General features: G+C 46.3%; 14 protein-coding genes. 2 read left to right on the forward strand and 12 right to left on the reverse strand.

Going from position 1 to position 14949, the window contains the following annotated elements; genetic code table 11:
- The first annotated feature begins 68 nt into the window (after window positions 1-68).
- Window positions 69-629 (forward strand): LuxR C-terminal-related transcriptional regulator, encoded by a 561-nt coding sequence (locus ACO0KV_RS02435; RefSeq protein ID WP_423039539.1) that lies wholly within the window; start codon window positions 69-71, stop codon window positions 627-629.
- Window positions 630-686: 57 nt separating this feature from the next.
- Here ACO0KV_RS02435 and ACO0KV_RS02440 read toward each other — a convergent pair whose 3' ends face one another.
- Together ACO0KV_RS02440 and ACO0KV_RS02445 are read right to left on the reverse strand one after the other, a co-directional pair.
- Window positions 687-1127 (reverse strand): acyl-CoA thioesterase, encoded by a 441-nt coding sequence (locus ACO0KV_RS02440; protein WP_423039541.1) that lies wholly within the window; start codon window positions 1125-1127, stop codon window positions 687-689.
- Complete coding sequence (locus ACO0KV_RS02445) at window positions 1127-1903, reverse strand: SDR family oxidoreductase (protein WP_423039543.1); 777 nt, start codon at window positions 1901-1903, stop codon at window positions 1127-1129. The genes ACO0KV_RS02440 and ACO0KV_RS02445 overlap by 1 nt, the downstream gene beginning before the upstream one ends.
- A gap of 302 nt (window positions 1904-2205) precedes the next feature.
- Here ACO0KV_RS02445 and ACO0KV_RS02450 point away from each other — a divergent pair, with 302 nt between their 5' ends.
- Entirely contained in the window at window positions 2206-3876 is a 1671-nt protein-coding gene (locus tag ACO0KV_RS02450) for an electron transfer flavoprotein-ubiquinone oxidoreductase (protein WP_423039545.1), read from the forward strand.
- Window positions 3877-3975: 99 nt separating this feature from the next.
- Here ACO0KV_RS02450 and ACO0KV_RS02455 read toward each other — a convergent pair whose 3' ends face one another.
- From ACO0KV_RS02455 to nuoG, 10 genes are all read right to left on the reverse strand, one after another.
- On the reverse strand, window positions 3976-4554 hold the full coding sequence (locus ACO0KV_RS02455; protein ID WP_423039547.1) for an NUDIX domain-containing protein: 579 nt from the start codon (window positions 4552-4554) through the stop codon (window positions 3976-3978).
- Window positions 4547-4858, reverse strand: coding sequence for a DUF2818 family protein (locus tag ACO0KV_RS02460; protein ID WP_423039549.1), 312 nt, complete (start codon window positions 4856-4858; stop codon window positions 4547-4549). Before ACO0KV_RS02460 ends, ACO0KV_RS02455 begins: the two co-directional genes overlap by 8 nt.
- 11 nt (window positions 4859-4869) lie before the next feature.
- Window positions 4870-6354: an NADH-quinone oxidoreductase subunit NuoN gene (gene nuoN / locus ACO0KV_RS02465; protein WP_423039815.1), complete on the reverse strand. Its 1485-nt coding sequence runs from the start codon at window positions 6352-6354 to the stop codon at window positions 4870-4872.
- A gap of 78 nt (window positions 6355-6432) precedes the next feature.
- Window positions 6433-7926, reverse strand: a complete 1494-nt coding sequence (locus ACO0KV_RS02470; protein ID WP_423039551.1) for an NADH-quinone oxidoreductase subunit M — start codon at window positions 7924-7926, stop codon at window positions 6433-6435.
- 26 nt (window positions 7927-7952) lie between these two features.
- Window positions 7953-10019: an NADH-quinone oxidoreductase subunit L gene (gene nuoL / locus ACO0KV_RS02475; RefSeq protein WP_423039553.1), complete on the reverse strand. Its 2067-nt coding sequence runs from the start codon at window positions 10017-10019 to the stop codon at window positions 7953-7955.
- Window positions 10020-10100: 81 nt separating this feature from the next.
- Window positions 10101-10409 (reverse strand): NADH-quinone oxidoreductase subunit NuoK, encoded by a 309-nt coding sequence (nuoK, locus tag ACO0KV_RS02480; RefSeq protein WP_423021926.1) that lies wholly within the window; start codon window positions 10407-10409, stop codon window positions 10101-10103.
- A gap of 1 nt (window position 10410) precedes the next feature.
- A complete protein-coding gene (locus tag ACO0KV_RS02485; protein WP_423039555.1) occupies window positions 10411-11043 on the reverse strand; it encodes an NADH-quinone oxidoreductase subunit J in 633 nt (210 codons plus the stop codon).
- A gap of 16 nt (window positions 11044-11059) precedes the next feature.
- The gene (gene nuoI, locus ACO0KV_RS02490; protein WP_422975968.1) at window positions 11060-11548 is read right to left on the reverse strand and encodes an NADH-quinone oxidoreductase subunit NuoI; all 489 of its coding nucleotides are present in this window, start codon (window positions 11546-11548) and stop codon (window positions 11060-11062) included.
- A 13-nt stretch (window positions 11549-11561) separates the two neighbouring features.
- Window positions 11562-12626, reverse strand: a complete 1065-nt coding sequence (gene nuoH, locus ACO0KV_RS02495) for an NADH-quinone oxidoreductase subunit NuoH (protein WP_423039557.1) — start codon at window positions 12624-12626, stop codon at window positions 11562-11564.
- On the reverse strand, window positions 12626-14929 hold the full coding sequence (gene nuoG / locus ACO0KV_RS02500; protein WP_423039559.1) for an NADH-quinone oxidoreductase subunit NuoG: 2304 nt from the start codon (window positions 14927-14929) through the stop codon (window positions 12626-12628). The genes nuoH and nuoG overlap by 1 nt, the downstream gene beginning before the upstream one ends.
- Window positions 14930-14949: the final 20 nt, after the last annotated feature.

Consider the following 14949-nt stretch of genomic DNA (forward strand, 5'->3'; position numbering starts at 1 on the left):
GCTATACTTCGCAATACCGTAAAACTACGAAACGCAGTTTAGCCTACCAGCCTCATCTCTGCCGACCTATGGATTTTAAAAATAACATCGATTTTGCTCGCATTTTTCAGTTGGCACCGATAGGTATGTGCATATCCCAAAATCGCATCATACTTGCCTGCAATGATGCACTGACCCTGATGTTTGGGCTCAACCAAGATTTGCTCATCAGCGCTTCGTTTCAGATTCTTTACCCCACCCCTGACGAATTCGAGAGAACCGGAGCAAGAATTGCTCCCATCATGAATACTAAAGGGAGCTACTCGGATGAGCGAATCATGAAACGAGCAAGTCAGGAACTGTTCTGGTGCCACGTTTCTGGACGCGCACTCGACAAAGAAAATCCCCGCACGGCGGAAATATGGACGTTCGAGGACTTGAGCTCAAAAAGACCGGTAAGCGCGGAACTCACACCAAGAGAGCGTGAGATTTCCGCAATGATCGTGGAAGGAAAAACCAGCAAAATGATTGCAAAACAAATCGGTTTAAGCCCAAGAACGGTGGAGATGCACCGGGCTAAATTGATGCGGAAATTTTGCGCTTCAACCTCGAGCGAGTTGGTTCATAAACTATTAGGCCCGATCCACTAACAAACCGCTCGACGAAAACACTCCATGTTAACATTAAAAACTACCATCAGAAATAGCTCAGCGGCGTCGTTTCTGTGCAGTTTTAAATTCAGCAAATTTTTGTTTAATTACTTCAGGTAATGGCACCGACTTTTCAATAGCAGGATCAATCCAAACAACTTTGGCACCGCCTTCAGCATACAACGAATAGCCATCGCCAACTGAACGCATTTCCTGAATCGTTTCAAAACTAGTACGGCCCAAGGTAGAGATATAGGTACAGACCTCGACCTGCCCGGGATATTTGAGGGGCTTTTTGAAAGTACAATGCGCATTGACAATCACAGGACCATGGCCTTTCTCATCTGGCAAACAACCCATCATTGCAAGCCATTCAATACGGGCCTGTTCCATATACTGAAAATAAACAGTGTTATTCACGTGCCCCATTGCATCCATGTCGCCCCAGCGAATCGGAATGGTGACGGTATAAACCAGCTTTTTGTCACCCGTTCCCATTATTGAACACTCATCCCATCATCCGCAGTAACGATCGCTCCATTGAGGAATCGTGACTCTTCTGCCGCCAACAACAGTAACAAACCATCAAGATCTTCAGGAGTCCCGACACGCTTACGCGGGAGCATCTCAATTAATTTCTGCCCCTGCTCGGTGTCGAAATACTCCTCATTAATTTCAGTGGAGATATAGCCAGGACAAATGGCATTAACGTTGATGCCATATTTCCCCCATTCGACAGCCATTGCTTTTGTCATGTGTACGACAGCGGCTTTACTCATGCAGTAAATACCTATCTGAGGCAAGACCCGCAAACCAGCAACAGAAGCAATATTGATAATACGGTGCTGCTTGCGAGGATCGCCTTTGTGACGGGCAATCATACGCTTCGCCGCCTCCTGAGCAACAAAAAAAGCACCCCGTTGATTGGTATCCATGACGTACGCATAATCATCCGGCGTCACATCTACCAAACGTTGCGTGGTAGATACACCAGAATTGTTGATCAAGATGTCGATCGGACCAGCTTCAGTCTCAGCGTGCGCGATTGCGGATTTGATGCTCGCGTAGTCCGTCACATCCAAGGCAACCACATGCGCTGCGCCCCCCTCAGCTTCAATCTCTGCACGCAACTCCTTGAGTCGATCGATACGGCGCGATGCCAGCACAACCTGCGCTCCGGCTTGCGCCAAAATCTTTGCAAATCGAGCACCTAAGCCACTAGATGCACCGGTTACCAGTGCAATTTTTCCTTCAAAGTTGACTTCTATGCCCATCAGTATCTCCACGAAAAATTTAAAACGTTTTGCATTCTGTGTGAGTTGCTATGATGACATAGAGATCACGTTTGTGTTGTATGGATTTACGTTCGACATGCATTTTTATTGCTAATTCACACGTAAACCCTGTTAAATTGATGCGTTGATAACATGCCTCTGCCATAATTCAAGACTCACCAAACATCTGGTTGGTGACCTTCGTCTAATCTGAAACTTGCAGATTAACTTTACAGCAGATAACATGCTGAAATTAATTTAGCACGTTCGTTCGAAAATATTTCCAGAAAGTGATTACACCCATGACCCAAACCATTCTTGAACAATACGGTCCACGCGATACCATGGAATATGATGTCGTCATTGTGGGTGGTGGACCTGCCGGACTATCTGCTGCCATTAAATTAAAACAACTGGCCGCAGAGAAAGGTAACGAAGTCTCTGTTTGCGTTCTAGAAAAAGGTGGAGAATTAGGCGCGCATATTCTCTCTGGCGCGGTCATGGATCCGCAAGCTTTAACTGAATTGATTCCAAATTGGAAAGAACTCGGCGCACCGCTCAATACACCAGTTACGGAAGACCGTTTTTTATTCTTAACCGAGACCAAAGCACACAAAACACCAAACTGGATGTTGCCACAATGCTTCCAAAATCACGGCAACTTTGTGATTTCGCTCGCTAACGTCGTACGTTGGCTAGGTCAGCAGGCAGAAAACCTTGGGGTTGAAATTTTCCCTGGCTTTCCAGCCGCTGAAATCCTATACAACGACGACGGCTCTGTGAAAGGTGTTGCGACGGGCAATATGGGCGTGAATCGCGAAGGCGAACCTGGAGCTGCATTCCAGCTAGGCATGGAGTTACACGCAAAGTACACGTTATTTGCAGAAGGTGCACGCGGTCACTTGGGTAAACAATTGATCGCTAAATACGACCTGAACAAAGGTAAGGACCCACAGACCTATGGCATCGGCATCAAAGAATTGTGGGAAATTGATCCTGCAAAACATCAAGAAGGTCTAGTCATTCACTCTGCTGGCTGGCCATTAGACAGCAGCACCTACGGGGGCTCCTTCTTATATCACTTGGAAAACAATCAGGTAGCGGTTGGCTATGTGGTCGGACTTGGATATGAGAACCCTTATCTCTCTCCGTACGAAGAGTTCCAACGTTACAAAACACATCCAGAAATTCGTCAATTCTTCGAAGGGGGGAAACGAATTGCCTATGGTGCACGTGCGATTACGGCGGGCGGCTTGCAATCGTTGCCAAAACTGACATTCCCTGGTGGTGCCTTGATCGGTTGTGATGCAGGCTTCCTCAATGCTAGCCGCATTAAAGGTAGTCACGCTGCAATCAAAACCGGTATGCTGGCAGCGGATGCTGTATTCGCTGCACTCGGTGAAAACCGTCAATTCGACGAAGTGACCACGTACAGCACCGCCTTTGAGGCATCATGGTTGCACGAAGAATTGCACAAGGCACGTAACTTTAAGCCATGGATGAGCAAAGGTCTATACCTTGGCACATTGATGGTTGGGATCGATCAGGTTGTCTTTGGTGGTAAAGCACCGTGGACCTTGCGTCATACGCACGCAGATCACGAATGCCTGCGTCCGGCATCCGAATTCCAGCCTATCGCTTATCCAAAACCAGACGGTAAATTGACGTTTGACCGCTTATCGTCGGTATTCATTTCAAACACGAACCACGCTGAAGATCAACCTATACATTTGACTTTGAAAAATCAAAATGTACCGGTCGACATCAACCTAGCGAAATACGCTGGCCCAGAGGCGCGCTATTGCCCTGCAGGCGTATATGAGTTTATGAAGACGGATGATGGTAAAGACCGTTTGCAAATCAATTCACAAAACTGTGTTCATTGCAAAACTTGCGATATCAAGGATCCAACGCAAAATATCGTCTGGGTAACACCAGAAGGTGGCGGTGGTCCGAACTATCCGAATATGTAATAAAAAAGCCGCTGGAATAAATACTCCAGCGGCTTTTTTATGAATCTTCTAAACTTCGACAGGGATGCACCCGCAATGATGCTCCTACAAAACAAGTGTTTACCAATTCTCTTTTAAAATTTTCTCTAACCAGAACGTACCTATCACGGTTTTTACGTCCGTGATCTTTCCTTCGCGCACGAATGCCAAAAGTTCGTCTCGCGTCGCTACGAAAGTTTCAAGAAACTCACCATCATCTAATTCAGCATCACCCGCACTCAACCCCTGAGCAAGGTAGATTTCCAGATGCTCATCTGCATAGGCGATCGCATTGTGGATAGTGCAGACATGTCGCCATGTGGTTGCCGTATAACCGGTTTCCTCTTTTAATTCTCTCTTAGCACAGACGAGAGTATCTTCACCAGGATCTATTTTTCCAGCTGGGAACTCAATAAAAACACGGTCTAACGGATAACGAAACTGCCGCTCCATCAGTACTGTGCCATCGCTGAGTAAAGGAATAATGACCACCGCCCCGGGATGGCGAATATATTCACGGGTCGTTACTTTGCCATCTGGAAGTACAACAAAATCCTTTTGGACTTGCAAAAAATCACCATCATAAACCAGACCACCGTCAAGTTTACGCTCTCTCAAATGGCCATCATTGGCAAATTCATCAGTGATTTTTTCAGACATGATCGCGTCTCAAATAACGATAAACAAAACCTGGAAAGCCTAAGACGATGAAGAGACAGAAGCTGATAGCATAAAATTCCCACCCTTGCGGGAAAGAGTTACCCTCAGACCGCTCTAGAGCAAAGCCAAGTTGACCGACCAGTATGTACAGAACCAGAAGTTCAATGACTCTCAACCAAAATGGCTTCAACAAAGAAAAACGCTGTATCGCGAAGAAAGCGAAACAGCGTTCATTTATATATGGCAGGTTGGCGGTAACTACCGCCAACACAACCACTAACCACACAGATGCGGAGCTACTCAAAAGATTCTGCCTTAGGATGCGAGTGTCTTAACAATGGCGTTCAGACATGTCGACATCAAAGTATCAGGGAGCAAACCCATTACAAGAACCGCTGCACCATTTAGACTCAAGATAACGCGCACATCAAAACTTGGGTTGATCACAGCGTTATCTGATGGTTCATCAAAATACATCAGTTTAACAACGCGTAGGTAGTAAAACGTACCAATCAGTGAGAACAGCACGGCGACCAAAGCCAACCATAATTGATGGCTCGCGACTACCGATTGCAAAACAGAGAACTTAGCATAGAAGCCCATCATCGGCGGAATACCAGCCAACGAGAACATCAGCATTAACATGACAAAGGCAAACCATGGGGAACGTTTGTTCAAACCTTTGAGATCGTCTAGATTATCGGCCTCAAAGCCAGAGCGGGACAGCAACATGATCACACCGAAAGTACCAAGCGTTGTTAAGACATAAGTGATGCTGTAGAACATCGATGCACTGTATGCATCAGCCGCCAGACTGGAGTCGCCATTAACAACTCCAGACAACAAGCCAAGGAGCATAAAACCCATCTGTGAAATGGTCGAGTACGCAAGCATTCGTTTCAGATTTGTTTGCGCAATAGCGGTCAAGTTACCAACAGCCATGGACAATACCGCCAGAACGATCAACATTTGTTGCCAATCGACCGCTTGGGAAAACAAGCCTTCTACCAACAAACGGAAAGTGATCGCGAAAGCAGCGAGTTTCGGAGCGCCACCCAGCAGCAAAGTGACCGCCGTTGGAGATCCTTGATAGACGTCAGGTACCCACATATGAAAAGGAACCACACCCAACTTAAAGGCCAGACCAGCAACAAGAAACACAATACCGAACACGAGAATTGTTTTGTTACCAGCGGGATCAGCAGCAGCTCTTGCTACTTCAGATAATTCAAGAGAACCTGTAGCACCGTAGAGCATAGAAATACCGTACAACATAAAACCAGAAGCAAGTGCTCCAAGAATGAAATACTTCATTGCGGCTTCTGTCGATACAATGTGATCACGCCGTAAAGCAACCAGCGCATACAAAGACAAAGACATTAATTCCAAACCAAGGTAAATAATCAAGAAATTATTACCCGAAATCATAATCATCTGACCAAGCAAGGAGAACAAAGCGAGAACGTAAAACTCACCGCCCAACTTACCGTTACTCATTCCCCTATCAGTCACATATTGCCGTGAGTAAATCAACGTCATACCTATTGCGACGTAAGAGAACATCTTTAACAGCATCGACATCGGATCTGACACGAACATGTTATTGCTAACATAGGTCGAACCGTCATTATTTGCCGTCGCAATCGTCAATCCTCCGCAAGCCAATAGCGTAAGAATGCTCATGACAAAAGTCACATTCCGTTTGCTGTCTGCTAAAAACATATCAACCAGCAAAATCACGCAGGTCGCCAGGAGCAAAAATATTTCAGGATAAAGTGGTGTGAAGTTCATATTATTCAGTTCTACTAGCATTGATCTGCTATCACAGGATCTACTCATCGTACACCGTGTGACGGGCTTGCTTGTCTATATCCTTAGTTAGAGTGGCAACTTAGAAACAGCCACATGCTTCAAAAGATCACTTACTGAGACCTGCATCGCATCAGTAAATGGCGCTGGATACAGCCCCATCGCAATGACTGCAATGGCTAAAACACCCAGCATAAAAAACTCGCGCTTATTGATATCGCTTAAATGAGCAACGTGGTCGTTCGTAATTTTACCGAATACAACACGCTTCACCATCCATAACGAGTAAGCTGCACCAAAAATCAGCGCAGTCGCGGCCAGCATACCAATCCAGAAATTAAACTGAACAGCACCCAGAATCACCATAAACTCGCCAACAAAACCGGAAGTTGCTGGCAAACCGCAGTTAGCCATCGAAAACAGTACGAACAATGCAGCAAACTTAGGCATTTTATTAACGACACCGCCGTAGTCCACGATCTGACGGGAGTGAACGCGGTCATACAGAACACCAATACACAGGAACATCGCGCCAGAGATAAATCCGTGAGAGATCATCTGCACAATTGCGCCTTGCATAGACATCGCGTTAAACATGAAGAAGCCAAGAGTAACAAAACCCATATGAGCAATGGAAGAGTACGCTACCAACTTTTTCATGTCAGCCTGAACCAGAGCGACCAGGCCAATATAAATCACAGCAATCAAAGACAACGTGATCATGAAACCAGCCATGTAATGACTTGCATCCGGTGCAATAGGTAATGAGAACCGCAGAAAACCGTATGCACCCAGTTTCAACATGATCGCAGCAAGTACAACTGAACCACCGGTAGGCGCTTCAACGTGAGCATCTGGCAACCATGTATGCACTGGCCACATTGGCACTTTCACTGCAAACGCCATCAAGAACGCACAAAACACCATTACCTGCTCAGTCATACTCAATGGCAACTGGTGCCATGAGAGAATATCAAACGAGTGACCTGCTTTAATATACAGATAAATAATGGCAACCAACGTCAACAACGAACCGAGCAACGTGTACAAGAAGAACTTGAACGCTGCATAAACGCGGTTTGGACCACCCCAGATACCGACGATAATATACATCGGGATCAACGTCGCTTCGAAGAACACGTAGAACAGCATTCCGTCGAGTGCGCAGAACACACCAATCATCAGGCCTGACAGAATCAGAAATGCGCCCATATACTGCGCTACCTGCTTTTCAATCACTTGCCATGCTGCGATAACGACGATCACAGTGATGAATGCCGTCAATGGCACCAGCCACAGCGAAATACCATCAATACCGAGCGAATAGAAAACATTGAATTTTTCAATCCAAGAAAACTTTTCAACGAACTGCATACCGTGTGCACTGTTGTCGAATTGAGTGATCAATGGAATCGTGGCAAAAAAACTTGCCAGAGAACCGATCAAAGACACACCGCGTACCAGACCAGGATTATCATCCCGTCCGAAAGCTAATACAAAGAGGCCAAACGCGATTGGACACCAAATCGCCAGGCTGAGTAAGGAGGAAGTTGACTGCATCATGATTATATTTTTATAGCCGAGGTCACTTATTTAGCAAAAGGAAATGGCATGAAGTACACAAGGAACCCCAGAACACCCAAAATCATTACAAAAGCATAGTGATAGATATAACCACTTTGGAACAAACGAATGCCACGCGAGAACCAACCGACTAACTTCGCGCTACCATTTACCACCAAACCATCAATCAAACCTTTGTCACCGATATTCCACAATCCGCCACCTAACACACGAGCACCGCCTGCAAATACGACTTCATTGAATTTATCCAAGTAGTACTTATTATCAAGCAGGTTGTAGATTGCGCTGGAATTCTTCTTGATCGCCGTTGGAATCGACGGCTTCACCATATAGAAGAAATACGAAGTTGCTACGCCAGCCAACGCCAACCAGAACGGTAAGGATGTGAGTGCATGGATCGCCATCGCGACAGGACCATGGAACTCATCCTTCAATTCTTCCATTGCTTTGTGCGCTTCGTTGACAGTAATTACTTTCTCAAAGAACGCGCCAAACAACATTGGTTCAATAGCGATGAAACCGATAATCACAGACGGAATTGCCAGCATCACTAACGGGAACCAGACGACAAATGGAGACTCGTGCGGTTTTTGACCTGGTGCCAGACCGTGATGTTCGTCATGATCGTCGTGCGCATCATGTGCATCATGTGCATCATGTGCGTCATGTCCGTCATGTCCATGAGCATGACCAAAGTTTTCTTTACCGTGGAAAACCAAGAAATACATGCGGAAAGAATAAAATGCTGTCACAAACACACCGGCTAATGTTGCAAACTGCGCGAAACCTGCACCTGCCAGATGGGAAGCCTGAACCGCTTCAATAATGCTGTCTTTGGAATAGAAACCAGAGAAAAACGGTGTTCCAATCAATGCAAGGGAACCGACCAAAGAGGTGATCCATGTGATTGGCATGTATTTACGCAGCCCCCCCATGTTTCGAATATCTTGATCGTGGTGCATACCAATAATCACAGAACCTGCAGCTAAGAATAACAAGGCCTTGAAAAACGCATGTGTCATCAGATGGAAGACAGCAACGGAGTAAGCTGAAGCACCAAGTGCAACCGTCATATAACCCAATTGAGACAGCGTGGAGTAAGCAACAACGCGTTTGATATCGTTCTGAATAATCCCCAAGAAACCCATGAAGAGCGCGGTGATAGAACCAATAACCAAAATAAAAGACAAAGCGGTATCAGACAACTCAAACAACGGCGACATCCGAGAGACCATGAAGATACCAGCGGTAACCATCGTTGCAGCATGAATCAGCGCGGAAATCGGTGTTGGACCTTCCATCGAGTCTGGCAACCAGACGTGCAGCGGAAATTGAGCTGATTTACCCATAGCACCGATGAACAGGCAGATACAAGCAACAGTAATCAACATCCAGTTTGTACCCGGCAACAACAGCTTTGCTAACTCTTCTTTCTTAGCAAAAACTTCTGCATAGTTCATGGAACCGGCGTAGGCCAAGATCAGACCAATACCCAGGATAAAACCAAAGTCACCCACACGATTAACTAAGAAAGCCTTCATGTTGGCGTAGATCGCTGTTGGTTTGGTGTACCAAAAACCAATCAGCAAATAAGACACCAGACCAACCGCTTCCCAACCGAAGAAGAGTTGCAGAAAGTTATTGCTCATAACCAGCATCAACATCGAGAATGTGAACAAGGAAATGTAGGAGAAGAAGCGATTGTAGCCCTCATCTTCTTGCATATATCCAATCGTGTAGATGTGAACCATTAACGAAACAAAGGTGACCACGCACATCATCATTGCTGTCAGATTATCAACCAGAAAACCCACCTCAAGTTTCAAACCTTCCACCTGCATCCACTGATACAAAGTCGCGTTATAAATTGGAGCACCATCAATCAATGCATTTAATGTCATGCAAGAAATGATGAAAGCAACCAATACACCGAGTATTGTTGCTGTATGTGAGACTTTACGTCCCACGACGTTACCGAAGAACTTGGTGCCCAGCAAACCCGCAATGGCAGATCCTGCCAGTGGTGCCAGAGGTACCGCCAATAATAGTTGTGGGTTAAGTTGCCCCGCCATGATGACCCTTTTGTTAGCTTGTTACTTTTTTAAATCGCCAGCGAATGAGGGGTTGTCCCGAAGCGCAACAACCCATCCACATTATCCCTTGAGTGCGTCCAGATCTTCAACGTTAATCGTGTCAAGGCTACGGAACATGACGACGAGAATCGCTAAACCGATTGCTGACTCAGCAGCAGCAACCGTCAAAATAAAGAACACAAAAATTTGCCCTGCTGCATCACCTAAATAATGCGAAAACGCGATGAAGTTAATGTTCACAGCCAACAACATCAATTCTATTGCCATGAGTAACACAATAATATTTTTACGATTCAAGAAAATACCAACAATTGAAATCGCGAATAAGATTGCGCCTAAAATCAGATAGTGCGTCAATGTCAAAGCCATGTTAATTCCCCTGCTTTTCTGTTGCTGCGATCGTAGCGCGATCGGACTCAGCTTTCATCTTCACGATACGTACACGATCTTTACTTTGTACTTTGACCGCTTGAGCAGGATCAACGTATTTACTGTCTTTGCGACGACGTAAGGTCAATGCAACCGCTGCAACGATAGCCAGTAACAGGATAGCTGCTGCGACTTCAAAAGCCAGTTGGTAGTGATTGAAAGTTACCAGACCGAGGTTTTTTGTATCGCCGATATTGTCACCATTTACGTGGTGCTGTGTATCGATGCGCAGGAAACCGCGCCACAATACGGCAGACATTTCCAATACGACGACAACACCCACCGTTGCAGCCAGAGGGAAATGACTCCAGAAACCTGCTCTTAACTTATCAAGATCGATATCGAGCATCATGACCACGAATAAGAAAAGCACCATGACCGCGCCGACATAGACCAACACGAGAACAATCGCCAAGAACTCAGCCTTTAACAACATCCAAATTCCAGCTGCGGTAAAAAACGCCAATACCAAAAACAGTGCGGAGTGCACAGGATTACGTGCAGTAATTACCTGTGTCGCAGCAAGGATCAACATTGCTGCGAATACATAAAATAATGCGGTTGAAAATTCCATATCGAAACCGTTCCAATTATCGGTAAGCCGCGTCAGCAGAACGTGCTGCGGCAATTTGTGTTTCGTAGCGATCGCCTACGGCCAACAACATTTCTTTTGTAAAGTACAGATCTCCACGTTTTTCGCCGTGGTATTCCAAAACATGCGTCTCAACAATCGAGTCAACAGGGCAGGATTCTTCGCAAAAACCACAGAAAATACACTTGGTCAGATCAATGTCGTAACGGGTAGTACGGCGCGAACCGTCAGCACGCTGATCGGATTCAATCGTGATCGCCATTGCTGGACAAACTGCTTCACACAGCTTACAAGCGATACAGCGTTCTTCACCGTTTGGATAGCGACGTAAAGCGTGCAAGCCACGAAAACGTGGAGATTGCGGCGTCTTTTCTTCCGGGAATTGGACAGTAATCTTGCGTGCGAACATGTAGCGACCGGTCAATGCCAATCCCTTAATCAGTTCGCGCAGCATCAGGCTGCCAAAAAAATCTTTAATTGCTTCCATTTTCTTCAGCCTCTTACTTCCAAATATTCCACGGGGTTTGCATCCACGCCGCAACAAACACCAAATACACTAAAGTCAGGGGGATAAACACCTTCCAGCCCAAACGCATGATCTGATCGTAACGATAGCGAGGGAACGATGCACGCGCCCAGATAAACATGGAAACAACAACAAACGTTTTAATACCAAGCCAAATCCAGCCTGGGATGAAATCCAAGAAACCGACAGGTGCAGACCAGCCACCGAGGAACATCAAGGATGCCATTGCGGAAATCAGGATCATGTTGGCGTATTCAGCCAAGAAGAACATCGCGAAAGACATGCCAGAATATTCAACCATGTGACCAGCAACAATCTCTGACTCACCTTCAACGACGTCAAACGGATGGCGATTCGTTTCAGCAATACCAGAAATCACGTAGACCACAAAAATTGGAAACAGTGGCAACCAATTCCAAGACAAGAAATTTAAACCTATGTGTGCAAAATAACCCTTGGTCTGACCATTGACGATATCTGTCAGATTCAAACTGCCGGACACCATCAACACGATGACCAGTGCAAAACCCATCGCGATTTCGTACGATACCATTTGCGCAGACGCACGCATCGCGCCGAGGAAAGCATACTTAGAATTAGAAGCCCAACCTGCGATAATGATACCGTAGACTTCCATCGAAGTAATCGCCATCACCAGCAGCAACCCAGCATTCACGTTAGCCAACACTGTTTCAGGACCAAAGGGGATCACAGACCATGCTGCCAACGCAGGCATAATCGTCATGATTGGAGCTAATATAAACAGTACTTTGTTTGCTTTTGCCGGAACAATAATCTCTTTTAACAGCAATTTCACAGCATCTGCGATTGGCTGTAACAGTCCCGCAGGACCAACACGGTTAGGGCCCAGACGGATATGCATCCAGCCAATCATCTTACGTTCCCACAATGTGAGGTACGCAACACAACCCATCACTGGCAACGTGATACAGACGATTTTGACCAAGGTCCATACCAGTGGCCAGAAATAACCAAAGAAACCCTGCCCTAAGTTTTCAATAGTGAGCAGCAAATTCATTACGCACGCTCCACGTTAATAGTTCCGAACATGCCGTCAAGGTTGCTAGTTCTTTCATGACCGGCAGCGACTTTTACCACATTTTCTGGAAGAGACTGATCAATACCAACGCTTAACAATATCGAGCCAACTTTCGTGAACTTGACCATGTCACCGCTACTAACGCCTAATTTCTGCGCAAGTGATGCACTAATCCATGCCAGCGTTGCTTGCGCATCCGCAGTTTTTTGCAGAGATTCTGCGCGACGAACAATACCGTCTGTGCTGTAAATCGAGACATTTGTCACACGCTCTAAGCCGACTGATGCAGCGCTCACCGCAGGAGCAACATCAGCAACATTATTCAATACCGTTGCAATATCAGCTTGTGCTAACACGTCATCACGAATGGCTTCTGCCGTCTCGAAATCAAAGTTTTCAAGTCCCAACAAGTTACCCAGAACACGCAATACTTTCCATGCAGGACGGGTATCTCCTAATGGCTTTACAACGCCGTGGAAGCTTTGCGGACGGCCTTCGCAACTAACGAAGGTACCTGAAGTCTCAGTAAATGGAGACACTGGCAATAACACGTCAGCATATTCAGCACCGTGCTTGAACGGTGACATCACTACAACCATTTCTGCCTGCGCTAATGCTGCTTTTGCTTGCACAGGATGAGCAGAATCCAATGTCGGTTCTGCATGCAATACGATGTAGGCTTTTTTCGCTTCAGCAAAAACTGGTTTTGCAGACATGGTTGGAACCGCGTTAGCGATATAGCCGCCAACGGTGTTTGCAGCCTCAGTCAGGTACCCGAAAGTTGCTTCGGTATTTTTTGCGATCCACTGCACCAACGCATGCAATTTTGCCGCTTCGGGATGATGGGAGGCAGTGTTACCAAGGAACACACCAGCATTACCAGCGATCAGGCTGTCAGCAATTTTCGACGCAACTTCCGTCGCTGCCACAGATTCCAGACCAACTGGAACGGAAACTTGCTTCTTACCCGCAACAGCAACCGCCACTTCAGCCAAGAAAGAAACCCATGCAGAAGGAGCAAGAATCGCTTTGTTTGCCAACTTGATCAGTTGCTCATCATCACTCGCGTTGAGGACGCTTAACTTCGTACCCAACTTCACAGACTGACGCAAACGTGCAGCCAGAACAGGATGATCTTTACGGAAGAAAGAGCCAACAATAAAGACGTTTTTCAACTTGCCGAATTCGCTGATGGAAGTACCAAGCCATGGCTTGATTTGACCATTCAGGCTGAAATCAGACTGACGCAAACGGAAATCGACGTTATCGGAACCCAAGCCACGAACAACGCGTTGCAGCAACGACAATTCTTCAAGTGTTGAGTGTGGTGCTGCGACGGCAGCAATTGCATCAGCGCCATGTTCGTGGCGTACGTTACGCAAGCCATGAGCGACATATTCAAGCGCTGTCTGCCAGTCAGTTTCCTGCCATTGACCGCCCTGCTTGATCATTGGCTTTGTCAAACGCTCAGCACTGTTTAATGCCTCGTAGGAGAAACGGTCTTTATCAGAAATCCAGCATTCATTGATGTCTTCGTTTTCCATCGGTACAACACGCATGACCTTGCCACTCTTTACCTGAACGATCAGGTTAGAACCCAGGGCGTCATGTGCGCTGACAGATTTACGACGGGATAATTCCCATGTCCGTGCAGAATAGCGGAAAGGTTTAGACGTTAGTGCGCCAACTGGGCAAAGATCGATCATGTTACCGGACAATTCAGAATCAACTGTCTGTCCAACAAACGATGTAATTTCAGAGTGTTCGCCACGGTTGAGCATGCCGAGCTCCATCACGCCAGCGATTTCCTGACCAAAACGGACACAGCGCGTGCAATGAATGCATCGGCTCATTTCTTCCATGGAGACCAAAGGTCCTACATCTTTGTGGAAAACGACGCGCTTTTCTTCTTCGTAACGCGATGTCGTACCACCATAACCAACGGCTAAATCTTGCAACTGGCATTCACCGCCTTGATCACAGATTGGGCAATCCAAAGGATGGTTAATCAGAAGGAATTCCATCACCGCTTTTTGTGCCTTCACCGCTTTGTCGCTCGATGAACGCACAATCATACCGGGCGTAACTGGCGTCGCACATGCTGGCAATGGTTTAGGTGCTTTTTCAACCTCAACCAAGCACATACGGCAGTTCGCCGCAATAGATAACTTTTTGTGGTAGCAAAAATGGGGGATGTACGTGCCAAGTTTATTGGCCGCGTCCATTACCATACTGCCCTCTAGGACTTCGACTTTTTTGCCGTCTATTTCGATTTCAACCATGGTTTACTCTAAGTGTGCTA

Source organism: Undibacterium sp. RuRC25W, from assembly GCF_049339825.1.
Taxonomy (GTDB): Bacteria; Pseudomonadota; Gammaproteobacteria; order Burkholderiales; family Burkholderiaceae_D; genus Undibacterium.

What these genes read in the sequence shown, in the direction of transcription:
- ACO0KV_RS02440 (WP_423039541.1), bottom strand. Translation starts at nt 1,127, where the DNA reads ATGGGAACGGGTGACAAAAAGCTGGTTTATACCGTCACCATTCCGATT.
- ACO0KV_RS02435 (WP_423039539.1), top strand. Translation starts at nt 69, where the DNA reads ATGGATTTTAAAAATAACATCGATTTTGCTCGCATTTTTCAGTTGGCA.
- nuoH (WP_423039557.1), bottom strand. Translation starts at nt 12,626, where the DNA reads ATGAATTTGCTGCTCACTATTGAAAACTTAGGGCAGGGTTTCTTTGGT.
- nuoG (WP_423039559.1), bottom strand. Translation starts at nt 14,929, where the DNA reads ATGGTTGAAATCGAAATAGACGGCAAAAAAGTCGAAGTCCTAGAGGGC.
- ACO0KV_RS02455 (WP_423039547.1), bottom strand. Translation starts at nt 4,554, where the DNA reads ATGTCTGAAAAAATCACTGATGAATTTGCCAATGATGGCCATTTGAGA.
- ACO0KV_RS02445 (WP_423039543.1), bottom strand. Translation starts at nt 1,903, where the DNA reads ATGGGCATAGAAGTCAACTTTGAAGGAAAAATTGCACTGGTAACCGGT.
- ACO0KV_RS02470 (WP_423039551.1), bottom strand. Translation starts at nt 7,926, where the DNA reads ATGATGCAGTCAACTTCCTCCTTACTCAGCCTGGCGATTTGGTGTCCA.
- nuoI (WP_422975968.1), bottom strand. Translation starts at nt 11,548, where the DNA reads ATGGAAGCAATTAAAGATTTTTTTGGCAGCCTGATGCTGCGCGAACTG.
- ACO0KV_RS02485 (WP_423039555.1), bottom strand. Translation starts at nt 11,043, where the DNA reads ATGGAATTTTCAACCGCATTATTTTATGTATTCGCAGCAATGTTGATC.
- nuoK (WP_423021926.1), bottom strand. Translation starts at nt 10,409, where the DNA reads ATGGCTTTGACATTGACGCACTATCTGATTTTAGGCGCAATCTTATTC.
- nuoL (WP_423039553.1), bottom strand. Translation starts at nt 10,019, where the DNA reads ATGGCGGGGCAACTTAACCCACAACTATTATTGGCGGTACCTCTGGCA.
- ACO0KV_RS02450 (WP_423039545.1), top strand. Translation starts at nt 2,206, where the DNA reads ATGACCCAAACCATTCTTGAACAATACGGTCCACGCGATACCATGGAA.